At 36.5% G+C, this 25930-nt stretch carries 27 protein-coding genes; 25 read left to right on the forward strand and 2 right to left on the reverse strand.

The genetic code is table 11. The features are described 5' to 3' along the window. The first annotated feature begins 201 nt into the window (after positions 1–201). A complete protein-coding gene (holA, locus tag AHA02nite_RS11200) occupies positions 202–1236 on the forward strand; it encodes a DNA polymerase III subunit delta (protein WP_146817339.1) in 1035 nt (344 codons plus the stop codon). A 73-nt stretch (positions 1237–1309) separates the two neighbouring features. Here the strand turns inward: holA and rpsT are convergent, their stop codons facing one another. Then, positions 1310–1576, reverse strand: a complete 267-nt coding sequence (gene rpsT, locus AHA02nite_RS11205) for a 30S ribosomal protein S20 (protein ID WP_017186133.1) — start codon at positions 1574–1576, stop codon at positions 1310–1312. Between the two features lie 172 nt (positions 1577–1748). Here rpsT and gpr point away from each other — a divergent pair, with 172 nt between their 5' ends. The 13 genes from gpr (at position 1749) to deoC (ending at position 16307) form a co-directional block, all read left to right on the forward strand. Then, entirely contained in the window at positions 1749–2843 is a 1095-nt protein-coding gene (gpr, locus tag AHA02nite_RS11210; protein WP_146817341.1) for a GPR endopeptidase, read from the forward strand. A gap of 68 nt (positions 2844–2911) precedes the next feature. Then, positions 2912–4024 carry a stage II sporulation protein P gene (gene spoIIP, locus AHA02nite_RS11215; protein ID WP_146817343.1) on the forward strand — a complete coding sequence of 371 codons (1113 nt, stop codon included), beginning with the start codon at positions 2912–2914 and terminating at the stop codon, positions 4022–4024. Between the two features lie 18 nt (positions 4025–4042). Then, entirely contained in the window at positions 4043–4330 is a 288-nt protein-coding gene (locus tag AHA02nite_RS11220) for a hypothetical protein (RefSeq protein ID WP_146817345.1), read from the forward strand. Between the two features lie 95 nt (positions 4331–4425). Further along, positions 4426–6243 (forward strand): translation elongation factor 4, encoded by a 1818-nt coding sequence (gene lepA, locus AHA02nite_RS11225; protein ID WP_146817347.1) that lies wholly within the window; start codon positions 4426–4428, stop codon positions 6241–6243. A 76-nt stretch (positions 6244–6319) separates the two neighbouring features. Continuing rightward, positions 6320–7498, forward strand: coding sequence for a radical SAM family heme chaperone HemW (hemW, locus tag AHA02nite_RS11230; protein ID WP_146817349.1), 1179 nt, complete (start codon positions 6320–6322; stop codon positions 7496–7498). A gap of 63 nt (positions 7499–7561) precedes the next feature. Then, complete coding sequence (hrcA, locus tag AHA02nite_RS11235; RefSeq protein ID WP_146817351.1) at positions 7562–8590, forward strand: heat-inducible transcriptional repressor HrcA; 1029 nt, start codon at positions 7562–7564, stop codon at positions 8588–8590. A 161-nt stretch (positions 8591–8751) separates the two neighbouring features. Then, positions 8752–9345 (forward strand): nucleotide exchange factor GrpE, encoded by a 594-nt coding sequence (gene grpE, locus AHA02nite_RS11240; RefSeq protein WP_146817353.1) that lies wholly within the window; start codon positions 8752–8754, stop codon positions 9343–9345. Between the two features lie 28 nt (positions 9346–9373). After that, a complete protein-coding gene (gene dnaK, locus AHA02nite_RS11245) occupies positions 9374–11206 on the forward strand; it encodes a molecular chaperone DnaK (RefSeq protein WP_146817355.1) in 1833 nt (610 codons plus the stop codon). Between the two features lie 174 nt (positions 11207–11380). Continuing rightward, positions 11381–12499 (forward strand): molecular chaperone DnaJ, encoded by a 1119-nt coding sequence (dnaJ, locus tag AHA02nite_RS11250; protein ID WP_146817357.1) that lies wholly within the window; start codon positions 11381–11383, stop codon positions 12497–12499. Positions 12500–12522: 23 nt separating this feature from the next. Next, positions 12523–13464 (forward strand): 50S ribosomal protein L11 methyltransferase, encoded by a 942-nt coding sequence (gene prmA / locus AHA02nite_RS11255; RefSeq protein WP_146817359.1) that lies wholly within the window; start codon positions 12523–12525, stop codon positions 13462–13464. Between the two features lie 12 nt (positions 13465–13476). After that, positions 13477–14244 carry a 16S rRNA (uracil(1498)-N(3))-methyltransferase gene (locus AHA02nite_RS11260; protein WP_146817361.1) on the forward strand — a complete coding sequence of 256 codons (768 nt, stop codon included), beginning with the start codon at positions 13477–13479 and terminating at the stop codon, positions 14242–14244. Between the two features lie 4 nt (positions 14245–14248). Then, positions 14249–15595 (forward strand): tRNA (N(6)-L-threonylcarbamoyladenosine(37)-C(2))-methylthiotransferase MtaB, encoded by a 1347-nt coding sequence (gene mtaB, locus AHA02nite_RS11265; protein WP_146817363.1) that lies wholly within the window; start codon positions 14249–14251, stop codon positions 15593–15595. 40 nt (positions 15596–15635) lie between these two features. Beyond that, positions 15636–16307 (forward strand): deoxyribose-phosphate aldolase, encoded by a 672-nt coding sequence (gene deoC, locus AHA02nite_RS11270; RefSeq protein ID WP_146817365.1) that lies wholly within the window; start codon positions 15636–15638, stop codon positions 16305–16307. Between the two features lie 57 nt (positions 16308–16364). Here deoC and AHA02nite_RS11275 read toward each other — a convergent pair whose 3' ends face one another. Then, entirely contained in the window at positions 16365–17309 is a 945-nt protein-coding gene (locus tag AHA02nite_RS11275; RefSeq protein WP_146817367.1) for a Na/Pi symporter, read from the reverse strand. 142 nt (positions 17310–17451) lie between these two features. On the opposite strand from AHA02nite_RS11275, the gene rpsU reads away from it, so the two are divergent. The 11 genes from rpsU (at position 17452) to AHA02nite_RS11330 (ending at position 25876) form a co-directional block, all read left to right on the forward strand. Next, positions 17452–17628 carry a 30S ribosomal protein S21 gene (gene rpsU / locus AHA02nite_RS11280; protein ID WP_017186148.1) on the forward strand — a complete coding sequence of 59 codons (177 nt, stop codon included), beginning with the start codon at positions 17452–17454 and terminating at the stop codon, positions 17626–17628. Between the two features lie 18 nt (positions 17629–17646). Continuing rightward, complete coding sequence (locus AHA02nite_RS11285) at positions 17647–18090, forward strand: GatB/YqeY domain-containing protein (protein WP_146817369.1); 444 nt, start codon at positions 17647–17649, stop codon at positions 18088–18090. A gap of 151 nt (positions 18091–18241) precedes the next feature. Further along, entirely contained in the window at positions 18242–19579 is a 1338-nt protein-coding gene (locus AHA02nite_RS11290) for an NfeD family protein (protein WP_246118850.1), read from the forward strand. A gap of 11 nt (positions 19580–19590) precedes the next feature. Beyond that, entirely contained in the window at positions 19591–20589 is a 999-nt protein-coding gene (gene floA / locus AHA02nite_RS11295) for a flotillin-like protein FloA (RefSeq protein ID WP_146817371.1), read from the forward strand. Positions 20590–20616: 27 nt separating this feature from the next. Next, complete coding sequence (locus AHA02nite_RS11300) at positions 20617–21090, forward strand: hypothetical protein (RefSeq protein ID WP_146817373.1); 474 nt, start codon at positions 20617–20619, stop codon at positions 21088–21090. A 75-nt stretch (positions 21091–21165) separates the two neighbouring features. Continuing rightward, a complete protein-coding gene (gene yqfC / locus AHA02nite_RS11305; protein ID WP_146817375.1) occupies positions 21166–21450 on the forward strand; it encodes a sporulation protein YqfC in 285 nt (94 codons plus the stop codon). Positions 21451–21476: 26 nt separating this feature from the next. Further along, a complete protein-coding gene (locus AHA02nite_RS11310) occupies positions 21477–22625 on the forward strand; it encodes a sporulation protein YqfD (protein ID WP_170236083.1) in 1149 nt (382 codons plus the stop codon). A 3-nt stretch (positions 22626–22628) separates the two neighbouring features. Then, entirely contained in the window at positions 22629–23582 is a 954-nt protein-coding gene (locus AHA02nite_RS11315; protein WP_146817379.1) for a PhoH family protein, read from the forward strand. A gap of 26 nt (positions 23583–23608) precedes the next feature. After that, the gene (locus AHA02nite_RS11320; protein WP_146817381.1) at positions 23609–25057 is read left to right on the forward strand and encodes an HD family phosphohydrolase; all 1449 of its coding nucleotides are present in this window, start codon (positions 23609–23611) and stop codon (positions 25055–25057) included. Beyond that, the gene (ybeY, locus tag AHA02nite_RS11325) at positions 25054–25527 is read left to right on the forward strand and encodes an rRNA maturation RNase YbeY (RefSeq protein WP_146817383.1); all 474 of its coding nucleotides are present in this window, start codon (positions 25054–25056) and stop codon (positions 25525–25527) included. The genes AHA02nite_RS11320 and ybeY overlap by 4 nt, the downstream gene beginning before the upstream one ends. Further along, positions 25517–25876, forward strand: a complete 360-nt coding sequence (locus AHA02nite_RS11330) for a diacylglycerol kinase family protein (protein WP_146817385.1) — start codon at positions 25517–25519, stop codon at positions 25874–25876. The genes ybeY and AHA02nite_RS11330 overlap by 11 nt, the downstream gene beginning before the upstream one ends. Positions 25877–25930 lie beyond the last annotated feature (54 nt).

Raw genomic sequence — 25930 nt, forward strand, 5'->3', positions numbered from 1 at the left:
TTATACACACAATAAGTATAACACCAAACGTCGCTAAAGACAAAACTTCCCGGGGATTTGTTTTTAGCGTTTATATAGATACTGGGAGGAGCCAAAAGCGGTTCCTCTCTTTAAATTTTTGTGTAAGCAAATGGAATTGTTTACGTCATCTTGTGATTTTCTTAAAATCAGTATACGATAAAACAAGAAGGAGGACAATTCATGCATGCACAACAATTAATTAAGCAAAACATTAAAAATGTTTCACCTATATATTTATTGTTTGGTGAGGAACCATATTTTATACAAAAAGTAAAAGAACGGATTATTGAATCCGTCAAAAACAACAAAGATCCAGAACCTGACACTCAAACTTATGATATGGAAACTATAGCAGTTCAAGAAGCAATTCATGATGTAGAGACCTTCCCATTCTTCAGTGAACATAAGATTGTTATTATTAATCGGGCGAGCTTTTTAACTGGCCAAACGAAGAGCGATATAGAGCATGATATAAAAGCCTTAGAAGAATATATAGCTCAACCAACTGATTTTTCAACATTAATTATTGTGGCTCCTTATGAAAAGTTAGACCAGCGAAAAAAAATCGTTAAAACGATTAAAGAGCATAGCGAATTAGTGGATTGTTCGCCACCTCATGTTAACGATATGCAAGATATGATTAAATCAATGGCAAAACAACACAACTTAAGTCTTCCAAATGAAGTGACCGAACTCATGACAGAACGAATTGGCGATCATTTAGATGCTTTGCAAAAGGAATTAACTAAACTGTCTCTTTACTTTGGAGAACAAGAGGTTACAGTTAATGAGGCTGAACAATTAATTAGTACATATGCTGAAACAAGTTCCTTTTCACTTATTGATGCGTTAGTACAAAATCAACTTGGACAAGCCTTAAATATTTTAAAAGAATTAAAAAAGCAGAACGAAGAACCAATCGCTTTGTTAGCATTAGTCACTTCACAAGTAAGGTTAATCTTGCAATGTAAACTGTTGAAGAAAAAAGGTTACCAACAACAACAAATGGCAAAACAAATTAAAGCTCATCCTTATGCTGTGAAAATGGCCTCTAAACGAGAAAGATTCTTCTCAGAAGCAGCACTAAAACAAATCATCATAGAAGGTTCTAACACTGATGAGAAGTTAAAAACAGGCCAAATGGATAAGTGGTTAGCATTAGAGATGTATTTAAAAGTGATTTCAACTCAATTAAACGCAGCTGCAACAAGGTAACCTTATAAAAAAAGGCTGTTCCCATAAGTCAATTAAATGACTTTGTGGGGACAGCCTTTTTCTTTAAAAATAATTAGTTAGCAATTTTGTTAACTTTAGCTGCTAAGCTACTCTTCTTACGGTCACCGTTATTTTTATGAAGAATGCCACGTTGAACAGCTTTGTCGATTTTGCTTTCTGCTGTTTTTAGAAGATCTTGAGCAGAAGAAACATCGTTTTGCTTAACTGCTGTTTCAACACTCTTAACAGCACTACGCATATCTGAACGTACGATTTGGTTACGCTCACGCTTATCTTGGTTTACACGAATACGTTTTACCGCTTGTGGGTTATTTGCCATTTCCTTTCACCTCCTGATGAATCTGTCCTTTTCAATAGTTCGTTTCTATCTTGGACAAAAGTCATTTTATCAAAGCACTGACTAGTTTTCAATAGTTTGGTGTCAAGAAGCCTCACTTGTCGTTTAATTTGTTGCAAATTGGAAACGCTATTTTTAGATAGGAGGTATGAAAATGACAGAAAAATTTGTTGGACCACGTACTGACTTAGCAGTAGAAGCAAGGGAAATGTTTATTGAGCGAAACCCTGATAAAAAAGAAGAACTAGACGGCATTATAATAAAAGAATATCAAGAAGATGATGTTAAGTTGACAAGGGTGAAAATCGATGAAGAAGGTAGTGAACGTGTCGGCAAAAGTGCTGGACACTACATTACTATTGAGTCACAAAAGTTAAGAGACCTTGATTATAAGTTCGAGAAGAAGATCGCAACGATATTAGGTGCGGAAATTGATAGGTTAATTAAGATGCATGATATTCACCCAGATGCGAGCTGTTTAGTTGTCGGATTAGGTAATGATTATGTAACACCTGATGCGTTAGGTCCGCAAGCTTTGAAAAAAGCGTATATTACTCAACATTTATTCAAGTTACAACCAGAGACGGTAGAAAAAGGGTTTAGACCTGTTTCAGCTTTCACGCCAGGTGTTATGGGACTTACAGGAATTGAAACGAGTGACTTAATATTTGGTGCAGTTAAAGAAACAAACCCTGATTTCATTATCGTCATTGATGCTTTGGCGGCTAGGTCTGTTGATCGCGTTAATACGACTGTTCAATTATCAGATACAGGGATCCATCCAGGTTCAGGTGTAGGTAATGACCGTAAAGAAGTGAGTGAAAAAACGTTAGAAGTACCTGTTTTCTCTATTGGTATCCCAACAGTAGTCGATGCCGTAACAATCACAGCTGATACAATTGATTATATTTTGAAACACTTTGGTAGAGAAATGCGAGATGGTGATCAAGCGAGTAAAGCGTTAACACCTGCTGGAATGACATTTGGTGAACGAGTAGAACTGACAGATGCAGACTTACCAGATGACGAATCTAAAGAAAAATACTTAGGTGTAGTCGGGTCACTTTCTGAAGATGAAAAAAGACAACTAATCCGTGAAGTGTTAAGCCCAATTGGTCACAATTTAATGGTAACGCCTAAAGAAGTTGATGATGTTATTGATCATATGAGTAAACTTGTTGCATCTGGCATAAACCAAGGGCTCCACTCACATATTAAACAAGAAAACGTTCGAGATTTTCTTAATTAATTAGTTCTACCTTTTCAACTACTTGAATAAAGTTTTAATAGAACTTTAATAGAAGGGTTGAAAAGGTCATGAATAAATTTAATTTTAATCATAATAAAGTAAAACAACTAAAACGAAACCCGTTTCTCATGTTTATCATTTTATTTTTATGTGTCTGGATGTTAATTCCTTTATTCTCCAAAAACTTCTCAGAAGCATCAACGAACATTCTACAAGATTGGATGAATGAGATCGATGGTGCTTCTTTTTCGTATTTAATGACAGTCGACCAACCAATCATGTCGGGTGTATTGGACCAACAAGAAGAACCGTTAACCTTCTCAAGTGTAATTATACCTGCAATTACAGATTTACCTTATCAAGATTTAAGGATGTTGTTTGGTCATGAATTGCCGAACTTCCCTGGTCAAGATAGCACAATTGTGATTGCTGGAAGTGGGACAAACTATTTTACAACTTCAATTGAATCAGCACCACCAGAGTACATTTTTGAAGCGGAAGACGAAGTGGAAGTCAATGAGGAACGCCAGGTAGAAGATTACGAAAACCAATCTGTATTTATTTATAACGCACATAACAGAGAAGCCTTTCTACCTTACATGGATGAGGGAACGAGTGCTCATGAAGCCTTTAGTCATACAGAGAACGTTGTCGATTTAAGTCTTAACCTTCAACGCATGTTAGGTGAGTATGGCATAGAATCACATGTTGACCAAACCGATCATTACCAAGTATTACAACAAGAAGATTTAGCCTATGCAGAATCTTATGATGTAGCAAGAAGAGTACTAGAACAATCAATTGAAGAGAATGAAGAGATAGAATACTTCGTCGACATACACCGTGATGCTCAACCTCATCACATTACAACGACAGAGATTGATGGACAATCAGTTGCTAAGCTAATGTTCATCGTTGGAGGTAACCATGAAAATTATGATGGGAACTTACAATTCGCAGCCGAATTACACCAAATGTTAGAAGAGAGGTATCCAACAATCAGTCGAGGTGTTGAAGTTAAGCAAGGGCCTAGAACAAATGGTGTGTTTAACCAAGATATAGATGATCAGAAAATTTTACTTGAAGTCGGTGGAGTCGATAACAATTTTGAGGAGTTAAACCGTAGTCTTGAAAAATTCGCAGAAGTCTTTGCTGAATATTATCAAAATCAAAATGAATAAAGGAAGGGGTTGGATTTCTTGAGATTAATCGGATGGGCAGTTGTTATTTTTATCATTTTTCAGTTGGGTGTAGAATTTGGACAAACAGAGGATCAAGTTGCAGTTATTCAACAAGAAGAACAATTGGCAGAGCAAGAAACAGACTCCTTCTCAGAAAGGCATGAACGGATCATTCAAGACCAAGAAATAAAAGAGAGTCAAACGGGTCTATACTCGGTTGCTTCTCTTATTGAAACTTATGTTAAAAACATCTTTACCTTTTTATTTCATATCTTTCATAGGTTAGCAGCGACCTTTGGTTTATGATAGATATTTAATAAATCGGTGTAACTATAATTGAATAAAATGCTCGGTATTGCTATAATCGACCTAGCGAATGGACGTGACAGGAGTGGTGAATTTTGACTAATCAAAGACAAAAAAACATTCGAAATTTCTCGATTATAGCTCATATCGACCATGGAAAGTCGACTTTAGCGGATCGAATACTCGAAAAAACGAAAGCATTAACAGACCGAGAAATGAAAGATCAGTACTTAGATGCGATGGATTTAGAGCGTGAACGTGGAATTACGATCAAACTAAATTCTGTGCAGCTTGAGTACGAAGCAAGTGACGGGGAAGACTATATCTTTCATTTAATTGATACCCCAGGCCACGTCGACTTTACATATGAAGTATCACGTAGCTTAGCAGCTTGTGAAGGGGCGATTTTAGTCGTAGACGCTGCTCAAGGAATTGAAGCCCAAACGTTAGCGAACGTCTATTTAGCGCTTGATAATGACTTAGAAATTATCCCAGTAATTAATAAAATCGATCTACCAAGTGCTGATGTGGACCGAGTAAAACAAGAAATCGAAGACGTCATTGGCATCGATGGTGATGAAGCTATTTTAGCTTCAGCAAAAGATGGTAAAGGGATCGATGAAATTATGGAACGCATCGTCACAGACATCCCAGCGCCTGATGGTAACCTTGAAGACCCAACAAAAGCGTTGATCTTTGATTCATTGTATGACTCTTACCGTGGTGTCATAGCGTATACATGTATTAAAGAAGGTTCTTTAAAAATTGGCGATAAGATTAAGATGATGCAAACTGATAAAGAATTTGAAATTAATGAGTTAGGCGTTTTTACACCTAATCCAGTGAAAAAGAAAGAGTTATCGGTAGGTGACGTTGGCTTTTTAACAGCCTCTATTAAAAATGTTAAACATACTCGTGTTGGTGATACTATTACATTAGCTAAGAATCCAGCTGATGAGCCATTGCCAGGTTATCGTCGTCTAAACCCTATGGTATATTGCGGGTTGTTCCCTGTAAGTGCTGATGACTATAACGACTTACGTGATGCTTTGGAACGCCTAGAATTAAATGACTCATCATTGCAGTATGAAGCAGAAACGTCTCAAGCATTAGGATTTGGCTTCCGTTGTGGATTTCTAGGACTATTACACATGGAGATTATTCAAGAGCGTATCGAACGTGAATATAATATTCAACTCATTACGACAGCACCTAGTGTAATTTATGAAGTTGAGATGAGTGATGATGAAGTAATTGAAATTGAAAACCCATCACTTATGCCTGAGACTCAGCAAATTAAAGAAGTCCGCGAACCATTTGTAACAGCATCTGTTATGGTGCCAAACGAATATGTCGGCCCGGTTATGGAAATCTGTCAGAAGAAGCGTGGCGAGTATTCTGATATGCAGTATATGGATGAAAATCGTGTGAACATTGTATATGATATTCCGCTATCAGAGATTGTATATGACTTCTTTGATCGTTTGAAATCACAAACTAAAGGTTATGCATCATTTGACTATGAATTGAGTGGATATAAACCTTCTGACTTAGTGAAAATGGATATTTTATTAAATGGTGAAACGATTGATGCATTATCATTTATTGTGCACCGAGACTTTGCTTACCATAGAGGAAAGCAAATAGCAGAAAAACTAAAGAAATTAATTCCAAGACAGCAGTTTGAAGTACCTGTTCAAGCAGCGATTGGAAATAAAATTATCGCTCGTACGACAATTAAGGCTATGCGTAAAAACGTTCTGTCGAAATGTTACGGTGGTGACATTACTCGTAAACGTAAGTTGTTAGAGAAACAAAAAGAAGGTAAACAACGTATGAAGATGGTAGGAAAAGTTGAAGTGCCGCAAGAAGCCTTTATGTCAGTATTAGAGATGGATGATGACCAAAATTAATTTAAAAAGGGCCGGCCGATTAAGGTCTGCCCTTTTATCTGTTTAGAAGAATGATTTTAGTGAGAGAAGGGATTATATGAGTGTACAAGCTGTTTATATACACATCCCATTTTGTCATGAGATATGTCACTACTGTGATTTTGCAAAGATGTATTATCATGAAGGGATTGCTGATTCGTACTTAGACTCTTTAAATAAAGAAATAAGTATGTATATAAAAGAAGAACCTGTTTCGGTAAGAACGATCTATATCGGCGGAGGAACGCCAACTAGCTTGAACGAAAACCAATTAGAGAAACTATTTCAAACCATTTCGAACTATTTTAACGTTGAAGAAGTTGAAGAATTTACTATTGAAGCAAACCCAGGTGAGTTTCATGAAGGTCATGTGAAGTTGATGGCTCAATATGGAATTAATCGTGTTTCATTAGGAGTGCAAGTTTTAGACAATGATTACTTAAAAGAAATGAATCGAATTCATACCGTTGATGATGTCGAGCGTTCGGTAAAACTGTTACAACAATACGGGTTAACTAACATTAGTATGGACTTTATTTATGCTTTACCGAGTCAAACGTTGGAACATTTTGAAACAACGCTGAAGAAAGCTTTATCTTTTGATTTACCACACTATTCTTCATATGCATTACAAATTGAGCCTAAAACGGTATTTTATATGCGTTATCAGAAAGGTAAACTTTCTAAACCTAAAGAAGAAGTAGAAGCCCAAATGTTTCATTCTTTAGTTGATCTTATGGAAGAACAAGGGTTGCAACATTATGAAGTAAGTAATTTTTCAAAGCCTGGTTATGAAAGTAAGCATAATTTAACATATTGGGATAACGTGCCATATTATGCTTTTGGTGCAGGAGCACACGGTTACTTAAAAGGTGAACGTTATGTTAATTTAAGGCCAGTTAATCATTATGAAGATCAAATTAAACAAGGTTCAAAACCTGTTTTACATTCAGAGGAAGTCACGTTAAAAGAACAAGTAGAAGAAGAGATGTTTTTAGGGTTACGTAGGAAGTCTGGTGTGTCGGATGATCAATTCCAAAAACGATATGGATTTTCTTTCTTTAATCTCTATGGAAATGAGATTAATTATTTAGTTAATAAAGGGTGGATCATACAGCAAGGCGATACGATTTCAATGACTCGTGACGGTATGTTGTTTGGTAATGATGTTTTTGCCTCATTTCTTATAAGTGATGATGTTTGGGTTCAGAAGTTTCCAATTGACAGTCATTCATGATTTTGATAATTTATAAATAGAATTAGCACTCGTTGAAGGTGAGTGCTAACAGGGGTGATGCATATGCTTACAGAACGTCAAGCATTGATTTTAAAAGTCATTATTGATGAATTTATTGAGACAGCACAGCCAATTGGTTCCAGAAACATTGCGAAAAGAGAAGATGTAGCATACAGCCCAGCTACCATTCGCAATGACATGGCCGATTTGGAGGATGATGGATTTCTATCGAAGACGCATAGTTCATCAGGTCGTATTCCTTCAGAAAAGGGATATCGCTTTTATGTTGATCATATGATGTCGCCACTACAATTATCGAATGATGAAGTGCGTCTAGTTCAATCTCAATTTGATGATCGAATGATTGAGATGGAAAAAGTCATGCAAAACTCTGCTCATATCTTATCAGAACTAACACAGTATACTACGTTAGTACTTGGGCCAGAGGTGTATGAAACAAAGCTTAAACAATTGCAAATTGTTCCCATTAATAAACAATCAGCAATTGCAATCTTAGTAACAGATACTGGTCATGTGGAACACCGTTCTTTTGCTGTTCCATCAGAGATCGACCACTCTGATTTAGAAAAGGTTGTCAATATATTAAATGAGAAGTTAGTTGGTGTACCAATCATTTATTTAGATCGAATGATTGAAAGTGAAGTAATTGATTTAATTAACCGTTATACTTCTAACTTCCAAAAGTCTTATGACTTAATACAGAAAGCTTTGTTTAATCATCAAACGACTAGTTTATATGTCAGTGGTAAATCGAACATTTTAATGCAACCAGAATTCAATGATATTGAAAAGGCACGCTCTTTATTTAATGTGATGGAGAGCGAAGACCAAATCGCCCCGATCTTAAAAACTAACCAAGAAGGATTGAAAATTTCAATCGGTCATGAAAATGAAATGGAAGTGATGAACAATTGTACACTCATCACAGCGACCTATACTTTAGGTGAAAACCAAATAGGTACCATTGCATTACTTGGGCCAACACGAATGGAATATGCTAAAGCTGTGTCATTGTTAGATTTATGGTCTAATCATATGAGCCAATCACTTTATAGATGGTTTAATGATTAAAAATGAGGGAACAATGTTTCTAGGTTTGTGAACCTTTGCTAATGACTTGGCGGATTTCTACAAATTTGCCAAGTTTATTTAGCGTCAGGGTTTTGTTTTAACAATTAAAATGATATATTTAACAATTGGTGAAAGAAACGTATTAGTAGGGGGTGACAGTAATGAATGAACAAAACAAAGGTCATGAAGATTTAACAGAAGAAGTAGTAAATGATGAAAATATCGAAAATCAAGAGTCAGACTCTGTTAGTGATGAGACGGTCGAGCAACAAGCAGATGAAGTTGAAGGCAATGAAGCTGAACAACTTTCTGAAATTGAAGAGGTTAAGCAAGAGAAAGAAGCTTTGCAAGATAAGTTAGCAAGACTTCAAGCAGATTTTGATAACTTCCGCCGTCGTACAAAGAAAGAGAAAGAGGCTGACTTAAAGTATAAATCTCAAGACATTGCAAACGACTTAATTCCTGTTCTTGATAACTTTGAGCGTGCTTTACAAGTAGAAGTTAATGATGAAAGCACGAATTCATTTGCTGAAGGGTTAGAAATGGTATATAACCAGTTCAGGCAAGCTTTAGAGCAACATGGAATTGAGGAAGTTGAAGCAGAAGGTGTTCAGTTTGATCCACAAAAACACCAAGCTGTCATGCAAGTTAGTGAAGAAGGATATGAATCTAACCAAGTTATTGAAGTACTTCAAAAAGGCTATCAATTAAAAGATCGCGTTATTAGACCAGCTATGGTTAAAGTAAACGAATAAAAAGGATATATAAAGGAGGAGCTTACTTATGAGTAAAATCATTGGTATTGACTTAGGTACAACAAACTCATGTGTAGCAGTAATGGAGGGTGGCGAATCAAAAGTTATTCCTAACCCTGAAGGTAACCGTACAACACCATCAGTTGTAGCATTTAAAAATGGCGAACGTCAGGTTGGTGAAGTGGCTAAACGCCAAGCAATCACAAACCCTAATACAATTCAATCAGTTAAACGTCATATGGGTACAGACTATAAGGTTGAAATTGAAGGTAAAGAGTATACACCACAAGAAGTTTCAGCTATTATTTTACAACATATTAAATCATATGCAGAAGATTACCTAGGCGAAGAAGTAACAAAGGCTGTTATTACAGTTCCAGCTTACTTCAACGACTCAGAGCGCCAAGCAACTAAAGATGCTGGTAAGATCGCAGGTTTAGAAGTTGAGCGTATTATTAACGAACCAACTGCAGCTGCTTTAGCATATGGTATTGATCAAGACCAAGATCAAACAGTACTAGTATATGACCTTGGTGGCGGTACATTTGACGTATCTATTTTAGACATTGGTGAAGGAACATTTGAAGTAGTTGCGACTGCAGGTGACAATAAACTTGGTGGTGATGACTTTGACCAAGTGATTATTGATCATATGGTTGCAGAATTCAAAAAAGAAAATGGAATTGACCTATCACAAGATAAAATGGCTTTACAGCGCTTAAAAGAAGCAGCTGAGAAAGCTAAGAAAGATTTATCAGGTGTAGCTCAGACACAAATCTCACTACCATTCATTACAGCTGGAGATGCTGGTCCACTTCACTTAGAAATGAACTTAACTCGTGCTAAGTTTGAAGAAGTAGCTTCTGAACTAGTAGAGCGTACAATGGGTCCTACTCGTCGCGCTCTTAAAGATGCTGACATGTCACCATCTGAAATTGATCAAGCAATTCTAGTAGGTGGATCAACACGTATTCCAGCAGTACAAGAAGCAATCCAAAAAGAAATCGGAAAAGACCCTTCAAAAGGTGTTAACCCTGATGAAGTAGTAGCTCTAGGTGCTGCAATTCAAGGTGGAGTACTACAAGGTGATGTTAAAGACGTTGTACTTCTAGACGTAACACCACTATCATTAGGTATTGAAACTATGGGTGGCGTATCTACGAAATTAATCGAACGTAATACAACGATCCCAACGAGTCAATCACAAGTATTCTCTACAGCGGCGGATAACCAGCCATCTGTTGATATTCACGTATTACAAGGTGAGCGTGAAATGGCAGCGGACAACAAAACGCTAGGCCGTTTCCAGCTAACAGACATTCCACCAGCACCACGTGGAGTACCACAAATCGAAGTTAAGTTCGACATTGACGCAAACGGTATCGTAAACGTTAGTGCAAAAGACTTAGGTACTAATAAAGAGCAATCAATTACAATTAAGTCTTCTTCAGGTCTATCAGAAGAAGAAGTAGAAGAAATGGTTAAGCAAGCTGAAGAAAATGCTGAAGAGGACAAGAAGCGTCGTGAAGAAGTAGAACTTCGTAACGAAGCTGACCAATTAATCTTCACAACAGATAAAACTATGGGTGACCTTGGTGAAGCTGTCACTGAAGAAGAAAAGCAAAAAGCAGAAACTGCTAAAGAAGAACTTCAAACTGCATTAGAAGGTGAAGACCTAGATGCAATTAAAGAAAAGAAAGAAGCTTTAGAGCAAGAAGTTCAAAACTTATCAGTTAAAATGTATGAGCAAGCTCAACAACAAGCTCAGCAAGAACAAGAAGGCGGCGAAGGCCAGTCAGAAGATGACAATGTTGTCGATGCTGAGTATGAAGAAGTTAACGAAGATGAGCAGAAGAAGTAAGCGTGATTAAACTGTTTTAAAGTTCAAAGTCAAAGTCAAGAATATCTCACCCTTGACTTTGGCTTTCTTTATGAGTTCTGTAACGGCTTTTACTATTTGTAGACAATTGCAGTTAATATGATAAAAATGTTATGATAAATTTTATGCGAGAAGATACGGGAGTGTGGTCTTCAATTGAGTAAACAAGATTATTATGAGGTATTAGGTGTATCAAAAGATGCCTCAAAAGACGAAATTAAAAAAGCTTATAGAAAATTAGCAAGACAATATCACCCAGACGTTAGTGAAGAAGAAAACGCGGCTGATAAATTTAAAGAGGTTAAAGAAGCTTACGAAACGCTAAGCAGTGATCAAAAGCGTCAACAGTATGATCGATTTGGTCACGCAGGGGCACAGCAAGGCCAAGGATTTGGCGGTGGAGCTGAAGGCTTCGGCGACTTTGGTGATATTTTTGATATGTTCTTCGGTGGTGGAGGGCGCAGAGACCCTAACGCACCAAGACAAGGTCAAGATCTTCAATATACTATGGAAATTGATTTTGAAGAAGCAATATTTGGTAAGGAAACGACTATTCAGATCCCTAAAGAAGAATCATGTGAAACGTGTGATGGGTCTGGAGCAAAACCTGGGTCTAACGTAACGACATGCTCACATTGTAACGGTGCAGGTCAAATGAATGTTGAACAAAATACACCGTTTGGACGTGTGGTTAATAGAAGAGTTTGTAACCATTGTTCAGGAACAGGACAATTTGTAGAAGATAAATGTTCTACATGTGGTGGAGCAGGAAATGTGAAACGACGCAAGCAGATTGATATTCGAATTCCTGGTGGTATAGAAGATGGCCAGCAAATTAGAGTTTCTGGTCAAGGTGGTCCAGGTGAGAATGGAGGTCCTCCAGGGGATCTATTTGTCGTTGTACGTGTTAAGCGACATGAGTTCTTTGAACGTGATGGAGACGACATTTTGTGTGAAATTCCAATTACCTTTACACAAGCTGCTCTAGGTGATGAACTTGAAGTTCCAACTGTACACGGACGTGTTAAATTAAAAATACCAGCTGGAACACAAACAGGTACACACTTTAGGTTAAAAGGTAAAGGTGCGCCAAATGTTCATGGTTACGGTCAAGGTGACCAACATATTTTAGTTAAAGTAATGGTGCCTAAAAACTTAAGTGATAAACAAAAAGAATTACTGAGAGAATTCCATGAACAAAGTGGTGAAGACTCTTTAGATGAACAACAAGATAATTTATTTAAACGATTTAAACGTGCATTTAAAGGTGAATAATTTATTGAAGTGAGTGATGGTACGTGAAATGGTCTGAAATAAAAATTCATACGGCTACTGAAGCAGTAGAACCGGTGTCGAATATTTTACATGAATCAGGTGCTAGTGGTGTCGTTATAGAAGATCGCCAAGATTTATTTCAAGAGCGTTCAACATTGTACGGAACGATATATGACTTAGACCCAAGCAGTTACCCAGAAGAAGGGGTTTATATTAAAGCATATTTACCAGTTAATAGTTTTTTAGGTGAAACAGTTGAAGAAATAAAAGAAGCTATTAATAATTTAGTGACTTTCGATATTGATATCGGGAAAAATAATGTTACTATTTCAGAAGTTAATGAAGAAGAGTGGGCGACAGCTTGGAAAAAGTACTATAAACCTGTGAAGATATCTGAAAAGATTACGATAATACCAACATGGGAAGAGTATGAGCCGGTTAATAGTGATGAGATTATTATTGAATTGGACCCAGGTATGGCTTTTGGTACAGGTACACATCCTACAACTGTACTTAGCCTGCAGGCATTAGAGCGATATGTAACAACTGGTGATCAAGTGGTCGATGTTGGCTCAGGCTCAGGTGTTCTATCTATTGCATCTGCGTTACTTGGCGCTAGCGGTGTTCGAGCATATGACTTAGATGAAGTTGCAGTTAAAAGTACTACAATTAATGTAAAGTTAAACAAAGTACAAGAACTTGTAACTTCAGAACAAAACGATTTGTTAGTTGGGATTACAGAACAAGCTGATGTAATTGTTTCAAATATATTAGCTGAGATAATCGTACAAACTACTGGTGAAGCTTATAACTTAGTGAAGCCAGGTGGTTATTTTATTACTTCGGGAATCATTAAAGGCAAAAAAGAATTAGTTAGAAATGATTTAGAAGACAAAGGTTTTAACATACTAGAAGTAAACCAAATGGAAGATTGGATTTCGATCATCGCACAGAAGCCTGAGTAATGAGGGATTAACATGCAAAGGTACTTTATATCGGAAGACTTATGGAATCTAGAAGACAAAGAAGTTTTAATTTTAGATGAAGATTTTCATCACGTTGTTAATGTTATGAGAAAAAAATCAGGCAGTCACTTTATTTGTTGTCACCCTTCTGAGCAAAGTTATCTCGTTGAAGTTGCAGAGATTAATACTGATGAACAGACCGTTAAATGTCGTATAATTGAACAACTTGATGAAAATAAAGAACTACCTGTTCATGTAACGTTAGCTCAAGGTTTGCCTAAAGGTGATAAGTTAGATCTCATTGTTCAAAAGGCAACTGAACTCGGCATAAGAGAGTTTGTTCCGTTAAAGATGGATCGTTCTATTGTAAAATGGGATGATAAAAAATCAAAAAAGAAACTGCAACGACTTAAAAAAATTGCAAAAGAAGCAAGTGAACAATCTCATAGACAATCTGTACCAACTATTACTAATTTAGAAACGGTCCAATCACTTCTCAATCGAGAAACTTTTGATAAAATATTAATTGCTAGTGAATATGAAGCAAAAGGAGAAAATCACGCTACTGAGTCTTTCTCTGAACTGCTAGCAGGAATTGAAGCTAATGACCGTATACTTGTTATGATCGGTCCAGAAGGTGGTATTTCCGAAGCAGAATTACAAGACTCTATATTAAAACAAGCTGTCCCAATTCGTTTAGGTCCGAGAATTTTACGAACTGAAACAGCTCCTATGTACGTTTTATCGATTTTATCCTTTTATCTAGAAGAATGGAGGTGAGAGTGTGACGACAGTTGCATTTCATACTTTAGGCTGTAAAGTAAACCATTATGAAACAGAAGCGATTTGGCATTTCTTTAAAGAACATGATTATGAACGTGTTGATTTTAATCAAAGCTCAGACGTTTATGTTATTAATACGTGTACAGTAACGAATACTGGTGATAAGAAAAGTCGCCAAGTCATCCGTCGTGCTATTAGAAAGAACCCTGACGCTGTCATTTGTGTAACAGGTTGTTATGCCCAAACTTCTCCTGATGAGATTATGGAGATCCCAGGTGTGGATATTGTTGTAGGTACACAAGACCGCCGCAAAATGCTTGAGTACATAGAGCGATATAAAAAGGAAAGAGAACCTATTAATGGGGTTAGTAACATTATGAAGACACGTTCATTTGAAGAAATGGACGTTCCATCATTTACTGACCGTACGAGAGCATCACTTAAAATACAAGAAGGGTGCAATAACTTCTGTACGTTTTGTATAATTCCGTGGGCAAGAGGGCTAATGCGCTCTAGACCGCCTGAAGATGTCGTTAATCAAGCACAACAACTTGTTGATGCCGGTTACAAGGAAATCGTCTTAACAGGAATTCATACAGGTGGTTATGGTGAAGATTTAAAAGACTATAACTTAGCAGCATTACTTCGTGATTTAGACGAAAAGGTAGTAGGTTTAAAACGTATTAGAATCTCATCTATCGAAGCTAGTCAGATCACTGATGAAGTAATAGAAGTATTAGATCAATCTGATAAAATTGTTAGACACTTGCACATTCCTATGCAGGCAGGATCAGATACTGTATTAAAGAGAATGCGTCGTAAATATACGATGGAGTTTTACCACAGTCGTATTGAAAAGGTAAAACAAGCGTTACCAGGCTTAGCAATTACATCTGATGTCATTGTTGGTTTCCCAGGAGAAACTGAAGAAGAGTTTATGGAAACGTACCGTTCTGTGCAAGAGATTGGTTTCTCAGAACTTCACGTATTTCCTTACTCAATGAGAACAGGGACGCCTGCAGCACGTATGAAAGACCAAATTGATGATGAAACGAAAAGTAATCGTGTCCATCGATTAATCGAACTTTCAGACCAACAAGCGAAAGAATATGCATCACTTTATGAAGGTGAAGTATTAGAAGTCATTCCTGAAGAACCGTATAAAAAAGATCCTAATAGTGGGCTTTATGAAGGTTACTCAGACAACTATTTAAAAGTTGTGTTCGAATGTCCACCAGAATTAGTAGGTCAAATTGTAAGAGTTAAGATTACTAAACCGGGCTATCCTTATAATGAAGGGCAGTTTGTTCGTGCCATGACAGATGAATCAAGCCATCAAGCGGTTTAGTATATTTTAATAACTGGCTTAAACATAAGGAGAGATAACAATGGGACAAAATTTAGCTAGCATGATTGATCACACACAACTAAAACCAGAAACTCAAACTGAAAAAATTAATAAAATTTGTCAGGAAGCAAAAGATAATAGTTTTGCTTCAGTATGTGTTAATCCAACATGGGTTGCTCACTGCTATGAATTATTAAAAGAATCTGATGTTAAAGTATGTACAGTGATCGGTTTTCCATTAGGAGCTACAACACCAGAAACGAAAGCTTTTGAAACGAAGCAAGCAATCGAAAATGGTGCAACAGAAATCGATATGGTAATTAACATCGGTTCATTAAAAGATGGTCAATATGAAGAAGTTGAAAGAGACATTAAAGTCGTTGTAACGGAAGCTGAAAACAAAGCACTCGTTAAAGTGATTATTGAAACATCATTATTAACTCAAGATGAGAAAGTTAAAGCATGTGAAATTGCCAAAAAAGCTGGTGCTGACTTTGTTAAAACTTCAACAGGCTTCTCAGGCGGCGGTGCAACAGTAGAAGATATTCGTTTAATGCGTTTAACTGTTGGCCCTGAGATGGGTGTAAAAGCTTCAGGTGGAGTGAAGGACCTAGATGATGCAAATGCTATGATTGACGCAGGTGCAACACGAATTGGTGCTTCTTCTGGAGTGCAAATTGTAAATGGTGAAACTTCAACATCTGATTACTAAAATATATTAATTAAAGCTGTTCCAAAAAGTCAATTCGACTATTTGGAACAGCTTTTTTTAGGTCCTTAAATCACTCTTATCCTTATGAATAAACGTAATAAACCTACAAAATGGTGATAAAAGAAGTAAGAAAATAACGCCTGTTACAACGTTATATAAAATCGAAATAAAGACAATTTGCTGTTCAGGGTTTGACGTTAACCACGTCGTAATTTGTATTAATGGGTCTCTAAAGATAGCAGGTAATGCGATTATTGCACCTAGTACATTAATCCATATGTGTGCATAGGCTGTAATTTTTGCGTAGAAAGGTTGGCTGATCGACACGATTAGAATGGTAATACATGTCCCTATATTGATACCTAAAAGTAAGTAGTAAATATGAGAAAGTGGAATTAACCCATCAGTTGAAAAACTCATTAAAATTCCAGTAACAGTGGTCGAAGATTGTATGACCGTTGTTAACATAAATCCTAACAGCATAAGGTGAAACGTTGATTGTTGCTCAACACCGATTAATTGTTCGATATGTTGCGTAGGAATAACGCTAGCTAAATTTTCTAACCCATATAATGCAGTGAAAATTATACCTAAACCGAAAGATATAACACCAGCTGAAAACCACAAGTAGTGTTGTAAAGGGATTAAAATTAAAAGTACACCAACGATCAAGCAGAACCACATAAGATCCAAATTGTTCCATACAAATAGTTGCACGGTAAAGGTTGTCCCTATGTTAGCACCAATTAAATAACATATTGCAAATTTTAAAGACCTTCTCATTGATGCCATAAACGTAATTAAAAGTGCAATTGAAGCAGAGCTACTTTGAAGTAAGGCTGTAATCAATAAACCTGCTAACAAGCCATTTAATGGAGAAAGTTTAGGTGTGAATTGTTTTAGATGCGTATATGTTAAAGTTTGAAATCCAATTCGCATTAAAACGATTCCAAAAATAAATATTGCAATGAAGACAAAAATTAATAAAGTAAGTGAATACATAATGAACACCTCAATTCATCATATGTTATTACGGACAAGTCATGCGTAAAACATTGACCAATTGCCAAATGTTTAATATAATAAGCAAAGATGTGTTATAGCACATTTGATTTATGCGTTTTATTTGGAGGGAGGGTAGAGCATGTCAAATTCAACTCGCGTTAGAAAGAATGAGTCTATTGAGGATGCTCTTCGACGCTTTAGACGTTCGGTTTCAAAGAGCGGCACGCTATCAGAGTATCGTAAGCGTGAATTTTATGAAAAGCCGAGCGAACGTCGTAAGAAGAAGTCAGAAGCTGCAAGAAAGCGTAAAAAGTAAAAAGAGGTGTAGTTTTTAATGTCTTTGCTTGATCGTTTGAACGAAGATATGAAACAAGCTATGAGAAACAAGGAAAAACAAAAGCTTACAGTCATTCGTGCGATTAAATCTTCATTGCAAAATGAAGCTATTAGTAAGAACGAAGAGCTCTCTGAAGAGGATGAGCTACAAGTTCTAACTCGTGAAGTTAAGCAAAGGAAAGACTCCCTCCAAGAGTTCAAGGATGCTAGTCGTGAAGATTTAGTTAAGAAAACGGAGCAGGAATTAGCTCTTATTGAAACATATTTACCTAAGCAGTTATCAGACGAAGAGTTGCATCAAATTATTGAAGAAACAATTCAAGAAGTTGGTGCTACGTCAAAACAACAAATGGGGCAAGTGATGAGTGCTGTTATGCCAAAGGTTAAAGGTAAAGCAGACGGCTCAAAAGTAAACCAATTTGTATTGAGGCAATTGCAATAAGGTAGAGGAAGATAGGTGCTTTGCATTTCAATGTTCACATCGTATATACGTATTCATATACAGATGTCATTGGTTTGCTTAGCACTTATTTTTTGATTATATTTAATGTAAGAATAGTATAACTATTCAAGGTGAAGGGAGGTTACAAAAGTTGAAAAGAATTGTCTATCTTGTTGTGATCTTTGCTTTGTCATTTATATGGTTAAATCAACAACCAATTGATGCAGAAAATGATCCGTCAGCTCCACTTGTCTATATCGTTCCTGTAGAAGAAGAGGTTGAACGAGGGTTAGCAGCATTTATGGATCGAAGTATTCAAGAAGCGGAAGAAAACTTTGCTGATCACATTATATTTGAAGTCGATACTCCAGGTGGTCGAGTTGATTCAGCTAACGAAATAGCAGGGCTATTATCAGCAGTCAATGTTCCAACAACTGCCTATGTGAAAAGCCAAGCTTTATCAGCGGGTTCATACATATCACTGATGGCTGATGACATTTATATGAATACGAACGGAACGATGGGGGCATCAGGTGTTGTAACTGGAGATGGGTCTGCAGCTGATTCAAAAGCACAATCTGCTTGGGTATCTGCAATGGTAGCTGCTGCTGAAAGAAATGACCGAGACCCGATATACGCTCGAGCAATGGCAGATGACAGTATTGACCTTAGTGAGTACAATGCTGGTCCAGGCGAGTTTTTAACTTTGTCGCCGAACCAAGCTTATGAGGTTGGTTATGCTGAAGGTGTCGTTAATACTAGAGATGAAGTGTTGGAGCACCTTGGATATGAGAATGCACATGTAGTCGAGACACAACCTACACTATCTGAAAATATTGCAAGGTTTGTCACAAGTCCAATTGTAATACCGATCTTATTATCCATTGCAAGTATAGGACTAATTGTTGAATTATACTCGCCAGGTTTTGGAATTCCTGGTATTATGGGAGTATCGTCATTAATTCTTTTCTTTTATGGACATTTAATTGCAGGTTTTGCTGGGCATGAAGCAATGATCTTATTGCTTACAGGCTTAGTGCTCATTATACTCGAAATATTCTTCCCAAGTGGTGTTTTTGGTATAATTGGTGGTGGAGCCATATTAGGAGCTATGCTTGTGTCTGGTGCAGACATGGGACATATGGCATTAAGTATTGGCATTTCACTACTGCTAGCTTTTGTATTGGCGTTTTTCCTATTTAAGAAATTAGATACAAACCGTGGTTTATTTAAATATTTAGTACTAAAAGACCAAACGAGTAATGAGTTAGGTTATGTATCGAATGAAAACCGCCGTGAGCTAGTAGGGATGGAAGGTCAAGCGCTAACTTTCTTAAGACCATCGGGAACTGCACTATTTGGTGATGAGAGATTAGATGTTGTGTCAGAAGGCGGTTTTATAGACCGGAATCACCCAGTTAAGGTTGTGAAGGTAGAAGGTTCTCGGATTGTCGTTCGAGAATTGATTAATAAAGAAGAAGAAAATTAGGAGGAATAAATATGGAATTAACAGATCTGTTTCCACTTATAATTGTTGCTGTATTAGTAATTGGTATAGCAATCCTATTCACATTCGTGCCAGTTATGCTATGGATTAGTGCCTTGGCTGCTGGTGTACGTATTAGTATCTTTACATTAGTAGGTATGCGTTTACGTCGAGTTGTACCGAAAATGGTTATTAACCCGTTAATTAAAGCACATAAAGCAGGGTTAGCCGTTAATACAAACCAATTAGAAAGCCACTACTTAGCAGGTGGTAATGTTGACCGCGTTGTAAATGCTTTAATTGCTGCTCAGCGTGCAAACATTGAATTAAGTTTCGAGCGTTGTGCTGCGATTGACTTAGCAGGTCGTGACGTATTAGAAGCTGTTCAAATGAGTGTTAACCCGAAAGTAATTGAAACACCATTTATTGCTGGTGTAGCGATGGATGGTATTGAAGTTAAAGCAAAAGCACGTATTACAGTTCGCGCTAATATCGACCGACTAGTTGGTGGTGCAGGTGAAGATACTGTAATCGCACGTGTTGGTGAAGGTATTGTAAGTACAATCGGTTCATCAGAAAGTCATAACAAAGTGTTAGAAAATCCAGATACTATTTCTCAAAACGTATTATCAAAAGGTTTAGATGCGGGAACTGCATTCGAAATCTTATCAATTGATATTGCGGATATCGATATCGGTAAGAACATCGGTGCAATCCTACAGACAGATCAAGCTGAAGCGGATAAGAACATTGCGCAAGCGAAAGCCGAAGAGCGCCGTGCGATGGCGGTTGCACGCGAACAAGAGAATATTGCAAAAGTACAAGAAATGCAGGCTAAAGTAGTTGAAGCAGAAGCTCAAGTACCGCAGGCATTAGCTGAAGCACTACGCAATGGTAACATGGGTGTTATGGACTACGTTAATTATAAAAACGTATTAGCAGACACTGATATGCGTGAAATGATTGGTAAACTAAGTAAGCATGAGAATGATGAACATGAGGATAGGAAATAATCTACCTACTAAGGAGAGCTGATTATTATGATTGATGTAATAGTAGGTAACATATTTATAATCATTGCTTTACTTGTCGGTTTACTTAGTATTTTCCAAAGAGAACAAAAACAAGAAAACCGACGTGAACGACCAGTTTTTGGTGATCAAAGACCACAGGTTCCTAATCGTGAGCAACGTGAACAAGCTAAAGAAACCGTTCAAGAGAAGTCTCAAGAAAAGATGGATGAAATTTCAGAGAAAGCTTCTAGCTGGTATGAAGCAATGCAAGATTCAAAAGATCGTCTTGAAGAAGTTGCAAATGAAAACCAAGATTCTATCCAAAGCGAAGCCATAGGCGGCATGGATATGATCAAGAGTGGATCTATAGCAGAAGATGATCGATCGTCAATTTCTAGAGTTTCTGTTCACCAAAATATTACGCGTAAAAGGATTGTCGAAAGCGTAATTATGGCAGAGGTACTTGGTAAACCAAAATCGAAAAAACAACGAACAATATAATTTCTTTTTTAAACACAGGATGTAGTATACATCCTGTGTTTTTTTCATACATTGTTCTTGATAGGGGGTAAATAAATGAAGTACATCCCAAGTAAATTTAGTCGTTGGTTAACTAACTATGGAATGTTACCGAAAGACGTTATATATGATTACCCACGAGTGACAATGATTGGCAACATACATTTATATATTGAAAACCATAAAGGGTTATTAAGTTTTAATGAAACAACAATTACAGTGAAGCAAGATCAAGGGAAAATAATCATTCAAGGCAAACAACTCGTCATTAAAAATCTACTTGCAGAAGAGATCGTAATTGAAGGTGTAATTGATCATGTTAGTTGGGAGAGTAGTACATAAGAGAGGGGGAGCTTTCGATTAAAAGATTGTCTTATCGGGGAATTGTTGAAGTTGTTGTAAAAGGTGGACAAGTTGAATCATATCTTAATAATTTGATTGAAGATGGAGTTAAGATCGAACAGATTAAGAGGATAGATGAACAAACAGTCAAGATGAATGTTGATTATTTAGCAATACCTTACTTGAAAGCGAAGAGAAAACATTACGGGTGTAAAATAAAATTTAATAACCGTTTAGGTATACCAACAATGTATAGTAAACGTAAGAAATGGTTGCCACCTCTAATTGGTGTTGTTTTGTCGTTTTTATTTATTTTATTGTTATCAAATGTTGTTTGGAACATTACAGTGGAAGGTGGAAGTCCAGAGACTCGTTATGAAGTTAACCAGTTGTTAGATACATTAGGATTAAAAGAAGGCAATTGGGTTCAAAATATGGAGGACATTAGTACAATCGAAAGAGAAATCATGAATAGTATAGATGAGGTTTCGTATGTTGGAATTAGCAAAAGTGGCAGTTCTTATAATATCTTAATTGAAGAATCAGAAACGATGGAGCAAAATGTTAATCGTGATCCAACTAATTTAGTGGCGAGTAAAGCTGGTACAGTTGAATCGATGTTTATTGTTAATGGACGACCAGTCGTTCAAATTAATGATTTTGTCGAAAAAGGTGATCTATTAGTTACAGGAGAATTAGATGAGGATGGCGAAGTACTAACATATGCTGAAGGTGAAGTTATCGCTGAAGTATGGTATGAAGTAAATGTGGAAGTAGATTTCTCCCAATACTTACTCGCTTTAACTCCTGATGCAACAAAACGTTATTCTGTATCACTATTTAATTCATTTGAATGGATGCCAAGAGGGGCTGGAGACCGTCGATTACTATTGTCACAAGACCGTCCAATTTATTTTCTGAATTGGGAGTTACCTATTAGCTTCCATGAACATTATTTTTATACTGAAGAAGAAGCGGTTAGCGAAGTAGACCTAGATAATCATATTAACCAAGCTGTAGAAGAGCAGCTAAAAAGGCAACTCGGTCAATCTGTTGACGTCACATATCAAAAAGTTTTGCACGAGGATAGGTACAGTGATAAAGTTAAATTAGAAATGTTTGTTAAAGTTTTAGAAGATATTACTGAAGAACAAATAATCGACCAAGGAGATTGATTTATGCAAGCAGGAAAGCAAACAATTAATTTACATCTTGAAGATCATAATGATACGTTAAACTTGTTTGGAACAAATGATCGTCACATTAGACAAATTGAAGAATTTTTGCCCGTTAAAATTATTACACGTGGTGGACAAATTAAAATAGAAGGTAAACAAGAAGATATTGAGCTAGTCCATGAACTACTACAAAAAGTATTGAAAGTAATCAAAAAAGGTATTACGGTTACTGAACGCGATATTGTATATGGTATTGAGTTAGCTAGAACAGATAAATTAGAACAGTTTGAGACTTTGTTTGAAGATGAGATTACGAAAAACCAAAATGGTAAGCCGATAAGAGTCAAAACTTTAGGACAACGAGATTATGTTGCTGCAATTAAAGCAAATGACTTAGTGTTCGGAGTCGGACCTGCTGGAACTGGTAAAACATATTTGGCTGTAGTAATGGCAGCGAAAGCTTTAAGAAATGGTGAAGTAAAACGGTTAATTTTAACTCGCCCTGCAGTTGAAGCTGGTGAAAGTTTAGGGTTTTTACCTGGAGACCTTAAGGAAAAGGTAGATCCGTATTTACGTCCACTTTATGACGCCTTACATGATGTGATTGGTACTGAACATACTGCAAGATTAATGGAGCGAGGTACAATAGAGATTGCACCATTAGCGTATATGCGTGGTCGAACATTAGATGATGCTTTTGTGATCTTAGATGAAGCGCAAAATACTACACCAGAACAAATTAAGATGTTCTTAACAAGATTAGGTTTTGGGTCAAAAATGGTTGTTACAGGTGATATAACACAAATAGATTTACCTAAAGGTGTAAAATCAGGCCTTAAAGTGACTGAAGAGAAGTTAGGCGGAGTAAGAGGTATATCATTTAATTACCTTAAGGGATCTGATGTTGTAAGACACCCATTAGTACAACGTATTATTGATGCTTACGAAGAGTAAATTATTTAGTACTGGGGAATAAAGGTATGGGGAATCGCAAACGGACACAACACTCGTCCTCTAAAAGTTCTAATTTTAATGTAATAGTAACAGCATTAGTTGCTCCTCTATTTCTAATGGCAATTGTATTCATCTATTACTTACAAGGACATGCAACTGAACATGAATTGATGGTCACTTGTTTAATAGCTGTTCTTTTGATTGTTATAGTGTCGTTAGAGATAAGTCACTACAAAGAATGGACAAGGAATATGTCTTTAGCCAATACTTTGTTAAGTGGTGGAATGGTACTGTTAATGGGAGCAATTTATGCTTTTGGACCAAATATAGAAACGCTTTATTATCTAATACCTATAGCAGCACATGCGGTTTTAATTACTTATTTAGTTCATGAGCGTTTTGCACTAGTCTCTTCGGTGTTGATGGCTATTATTGGTGCAAACTTACTTACGTTATCAAGTGATTTTAATCAATTTGTCTTTGTGTTTATTTACTTTTTATTTTCCCAATGGTTTGCGATCTTTTTGTACGACTTCATAACAGATCGTATTTCATTGTTTAAGACGTCTCTTCCATTAATAGTTTTACATATTGCGATTGTGATCACTTTTGAAGTGAGAAGCTTTGATGATCTTATTTCGATTGATACAGTGATTGCGATTGCGTTTGCCGTCTTATCAATATTTGTTTCAGCCGTTTTAATATTAGGTCTCTTTCCTTTATTTGAAGCCGGATTAAACTTGTTAACTGAATCGAAGTTGTTAAGTTTAGCAAATCCTAATCATCCATTATTAAAGCAAATATTAGTCGAATCACCTGGCACTTACCATCACAGCGTTATGGTAGCGAATTTAAGTGAATCGGCTTGTGAAGCGATTGGTGCAAATGGATTATTAGCTCGAGTTGCTGCTTATTATCATGACATAGGAAAGTCTTTTCAACCGCATTATTTTATTGAAAATCAACAAAATATAAGTAATCCGCATGATGAACTAGATCCTAAAGTAAGTGCTGAAATAATATTAAAGCATCCATACGAAGGAGCGGCTATTTTACGTGAGTATGGATTACCAGATGAGATAATTGATATGACTGAGCAACATCATGGGACAACGTTATTAAAGTATTTTTATTATCAAGAAAAAGAGAAAGACCCAGATGTTAGAGAAGGACAATTTAGATACAAGGGGCCAATTCCACAGTCTAAAGAGTCAGCTGTAATTAACATTTGTGATTCTGTTGAAGCCGCTGTAAGATCAAAGTCCAACCCAACTCTAGAAGAAATTAGACAAGTCGTAAGAGCAATTATCCATGATCGTTTAACAGATGGTCAGTTAGATGACAGTCAACTAACTTTAAAAGATTTACGAGTCATAGAGGAATCAATCTGTGATATGCTAAATGGTATATTTCATTCACGTATAGAGTATCCAGATTTAAAAGAAAGTCAACCTGCCAGGGAGGATTCATCATGAATATCGATTTAGTGGACGAAACGAACCATCTATCAACTGAACAATTGAGCATCGTCAATGATGTTTTACATTTTGCTGCAGAACAACAATCAGTTGAGAGTGAAGCGGAAATGTCTGTAACGTTTGTATCAGATGAAGATATTAAAAGTATTAATCGTGATTATCGTGGAAAAGACGCCCCAACTGATGTCATTTCTTTTGCATTAGAGGAGCAAGGTGAAGATGAATTAGAAGTAATTGGTGAAGGGTTGCCTCTTCACTTAGGTGATATAGTTATATCTGTAGACCGTGCATTCGAACAGGCTGATGAGTATGGTCATTCTAATAATCGGGAGTTAGCTTTTTTAGCAGTTCATGGTTTGCTCCACTTATTAGGTTATGATCATGAATCTGAAGATGACGAAAAAGTTATGTTTGAGAAACAAGAAAAGATTTTACAAAAGTTTGGACTAACCCGCAATGAAAAATGATCGGGTAGGGTTTAAGTATGCTATTGCGGGAGTTTATGCCGCACTAAAAACTGAGCATAATATAAAAATACACTTTATTATTATGTTCATGACATTGTTTGCAGGTCTACTGTTAGGTTTAACAAGAATTGAATGGTTATTTGTATTATTGGCTATAGGGCTTGTATTAGCTTTAGAACTAATTAATACAGTCGTGGAGTTAATAACAGATGTTTTATTTGAAGGAAAACATGAAACGGCAAAATTAATTAAAGACATTAGTGCTGCTGCTGTATTAGTAGCAGCTACATTTGCTGCTTTAGTTGGTATGATTATTTTCTTACCCAAGCTTTTAGAAATTTTGATCTAAACTCGCAAGGCATTGTGCGAGTTTATTTATATTTTTAGGCTGTACATGCTTTTT

Source organism: Alkalibacillus haloalkaliphilus (assembly GCF_007991275.1).
Taxonomy (GTDB): domain Bacteria; phylum Bacillota; class Bacilli; order Bacillales; family Alkalibacillaceae; genus Alkalibacillus; species Alkalibacillus haloalkaliphilus.

What these genes read in the sequence shown, in the direction of transcription:
- deoC (WP_146817365.1), top strand. Translation starts at nt 15,636, where the DNA reads ATGGGACAAAATTTAGCTAGCATGATTGATCACACACAACTAAAACCA.
- AHA02nite_RS11300 (WP_146817373.1), top strand. Translation starts at nt 20,617, where the DNA reads ATGATTGATGTAATAGTAGGTAACATATTTATAATCATTGCTTTACTT.
- AHA02nite_RS11275 (WP_146817367.1), bottom strand. Translation starts at nt 17,309, where the DNA reads ATGTATTCACTTACTTTATTAATTTTTGTCTTCATTGCAATATTTATT.
- ybeY (WP_146817383.1), top strand. Translation starts at nt 25,054, where the DNA reads ATGAATATCGATTTAGTGGACGAAACGAACCATCTATCAACTGAACAA.
- rpsT (WP_017186133.1), bottom strand. Translation starts at nt 1,576, where the DNA reads ATGGCAAATAACCCACAAGCGGTAAAACGTATTCGTGTAAACCAAGAT.
- grpE (WP_146817353.1), top strand. Translation starts at nt 8,752, where the DNA reads ATGAATGAACAAAACAAAGGTCATGAAGATTTAACAGAAGAAGTAGTA.
- AHA02nite_RS11285 (WP_146817369.1), top strand. Translation starts at nt 17,647, where the DNA reads ATGTCTTTGCTTGATCGTTTGAACGAAGATATGAAACAAGCTATGAGA.
- floA (WP_146817371.1), top strand. Translation starts at nt 19,591, where the DNA reads ATGGAATTAACAGATCTGTTTCCACTTATAATTGTTGCTGTATTAGTA.
- yqfC (WP_146817375.1), top strand. Translation starts at nt 21,166, where the DNA reads ATGAAGTACATCCCAAGTAAATTTAGTCGTTGGTTAACTAACTATGGA.
- hemW (WP_146817349.1), top strand. Translation starts at nt 6,320, where the DNA reads ATGAGTGTACAAGCTGTTTATATACACATCCCATTTTGTCATGAGATA.
- AHA02nite_RS11330 (WP_146817385.1), top strand. Translation starts at nt 25,517, where the DNA reads ATGAAAAATGATCGGGTAGGGTTTAAGTATGCTATTGCGGGAGTTTAT.
- AHA02nite_RS11320 (WP_146817381.1), top strand. Translation starts at nt 23,609, where the DNA reads ATGGGGAATCGCAAACGGACACAACACTCGTCCTCTAAAAGTTCTAAT.
- spoIIP (WP_146817343.1), top strand. Translation starts at nt 2,912, where the DNA reads ATGAATAAATTTAATTTTAATCATAATAAAGTAAAACAACTAAAACGA.
- dnaK (WP_146817355.1), top strand. Translation starts at nt 9,374, where the DNA reads ATGAGTAAAATCATTGGTATTGACTTAGGTACAACAAACTCATGTGTA.
- AHA02nite_RS11315 (WP_146817379.1), top strand. Translation starts at nt 22,629, where the DNA reads ATGCAAGCAGGAAAGCAAACAATTAATTTACATCTTGAAGATCATAAT.
- rpsU (WP_017186148.1), top strand. Translation starts at nt 17,452, where the DNA reads ATGTCAAATTCAACTCGCGTTAGAAAGAATGAGTCTATTGAGGATGCT.
- holA (WP_146817339.1), top strand. Translation starts at nt 202, where the DNA reads ATGCATGCACAACAATTAATTAAGCAAAACATTAAAAATGTTTCACCT.
- AHA02nite_RS11260 (WP_146817361.1), top strand. Translation starts at nt 13,477, where the DNA reads ATGCAAAGGTACTTTATATCGGAAGACTTATGGAATCTAGAAGACAAA.
- gpr (WP_146817341.1), top strand. Translation starts at nt 1,749, where the DNA reads ATGACAGAAAAATTTGTTGGACCACGTACTGACTTAGCAGTAGAAGCA.
- hrcA (WP_146817351.1), top strand. Translation starts at nt 7,562, where the DNA reads ATGCTTACAGAACGTCAAGCATTGATTTTAAAAGTCATTATTGATGAA.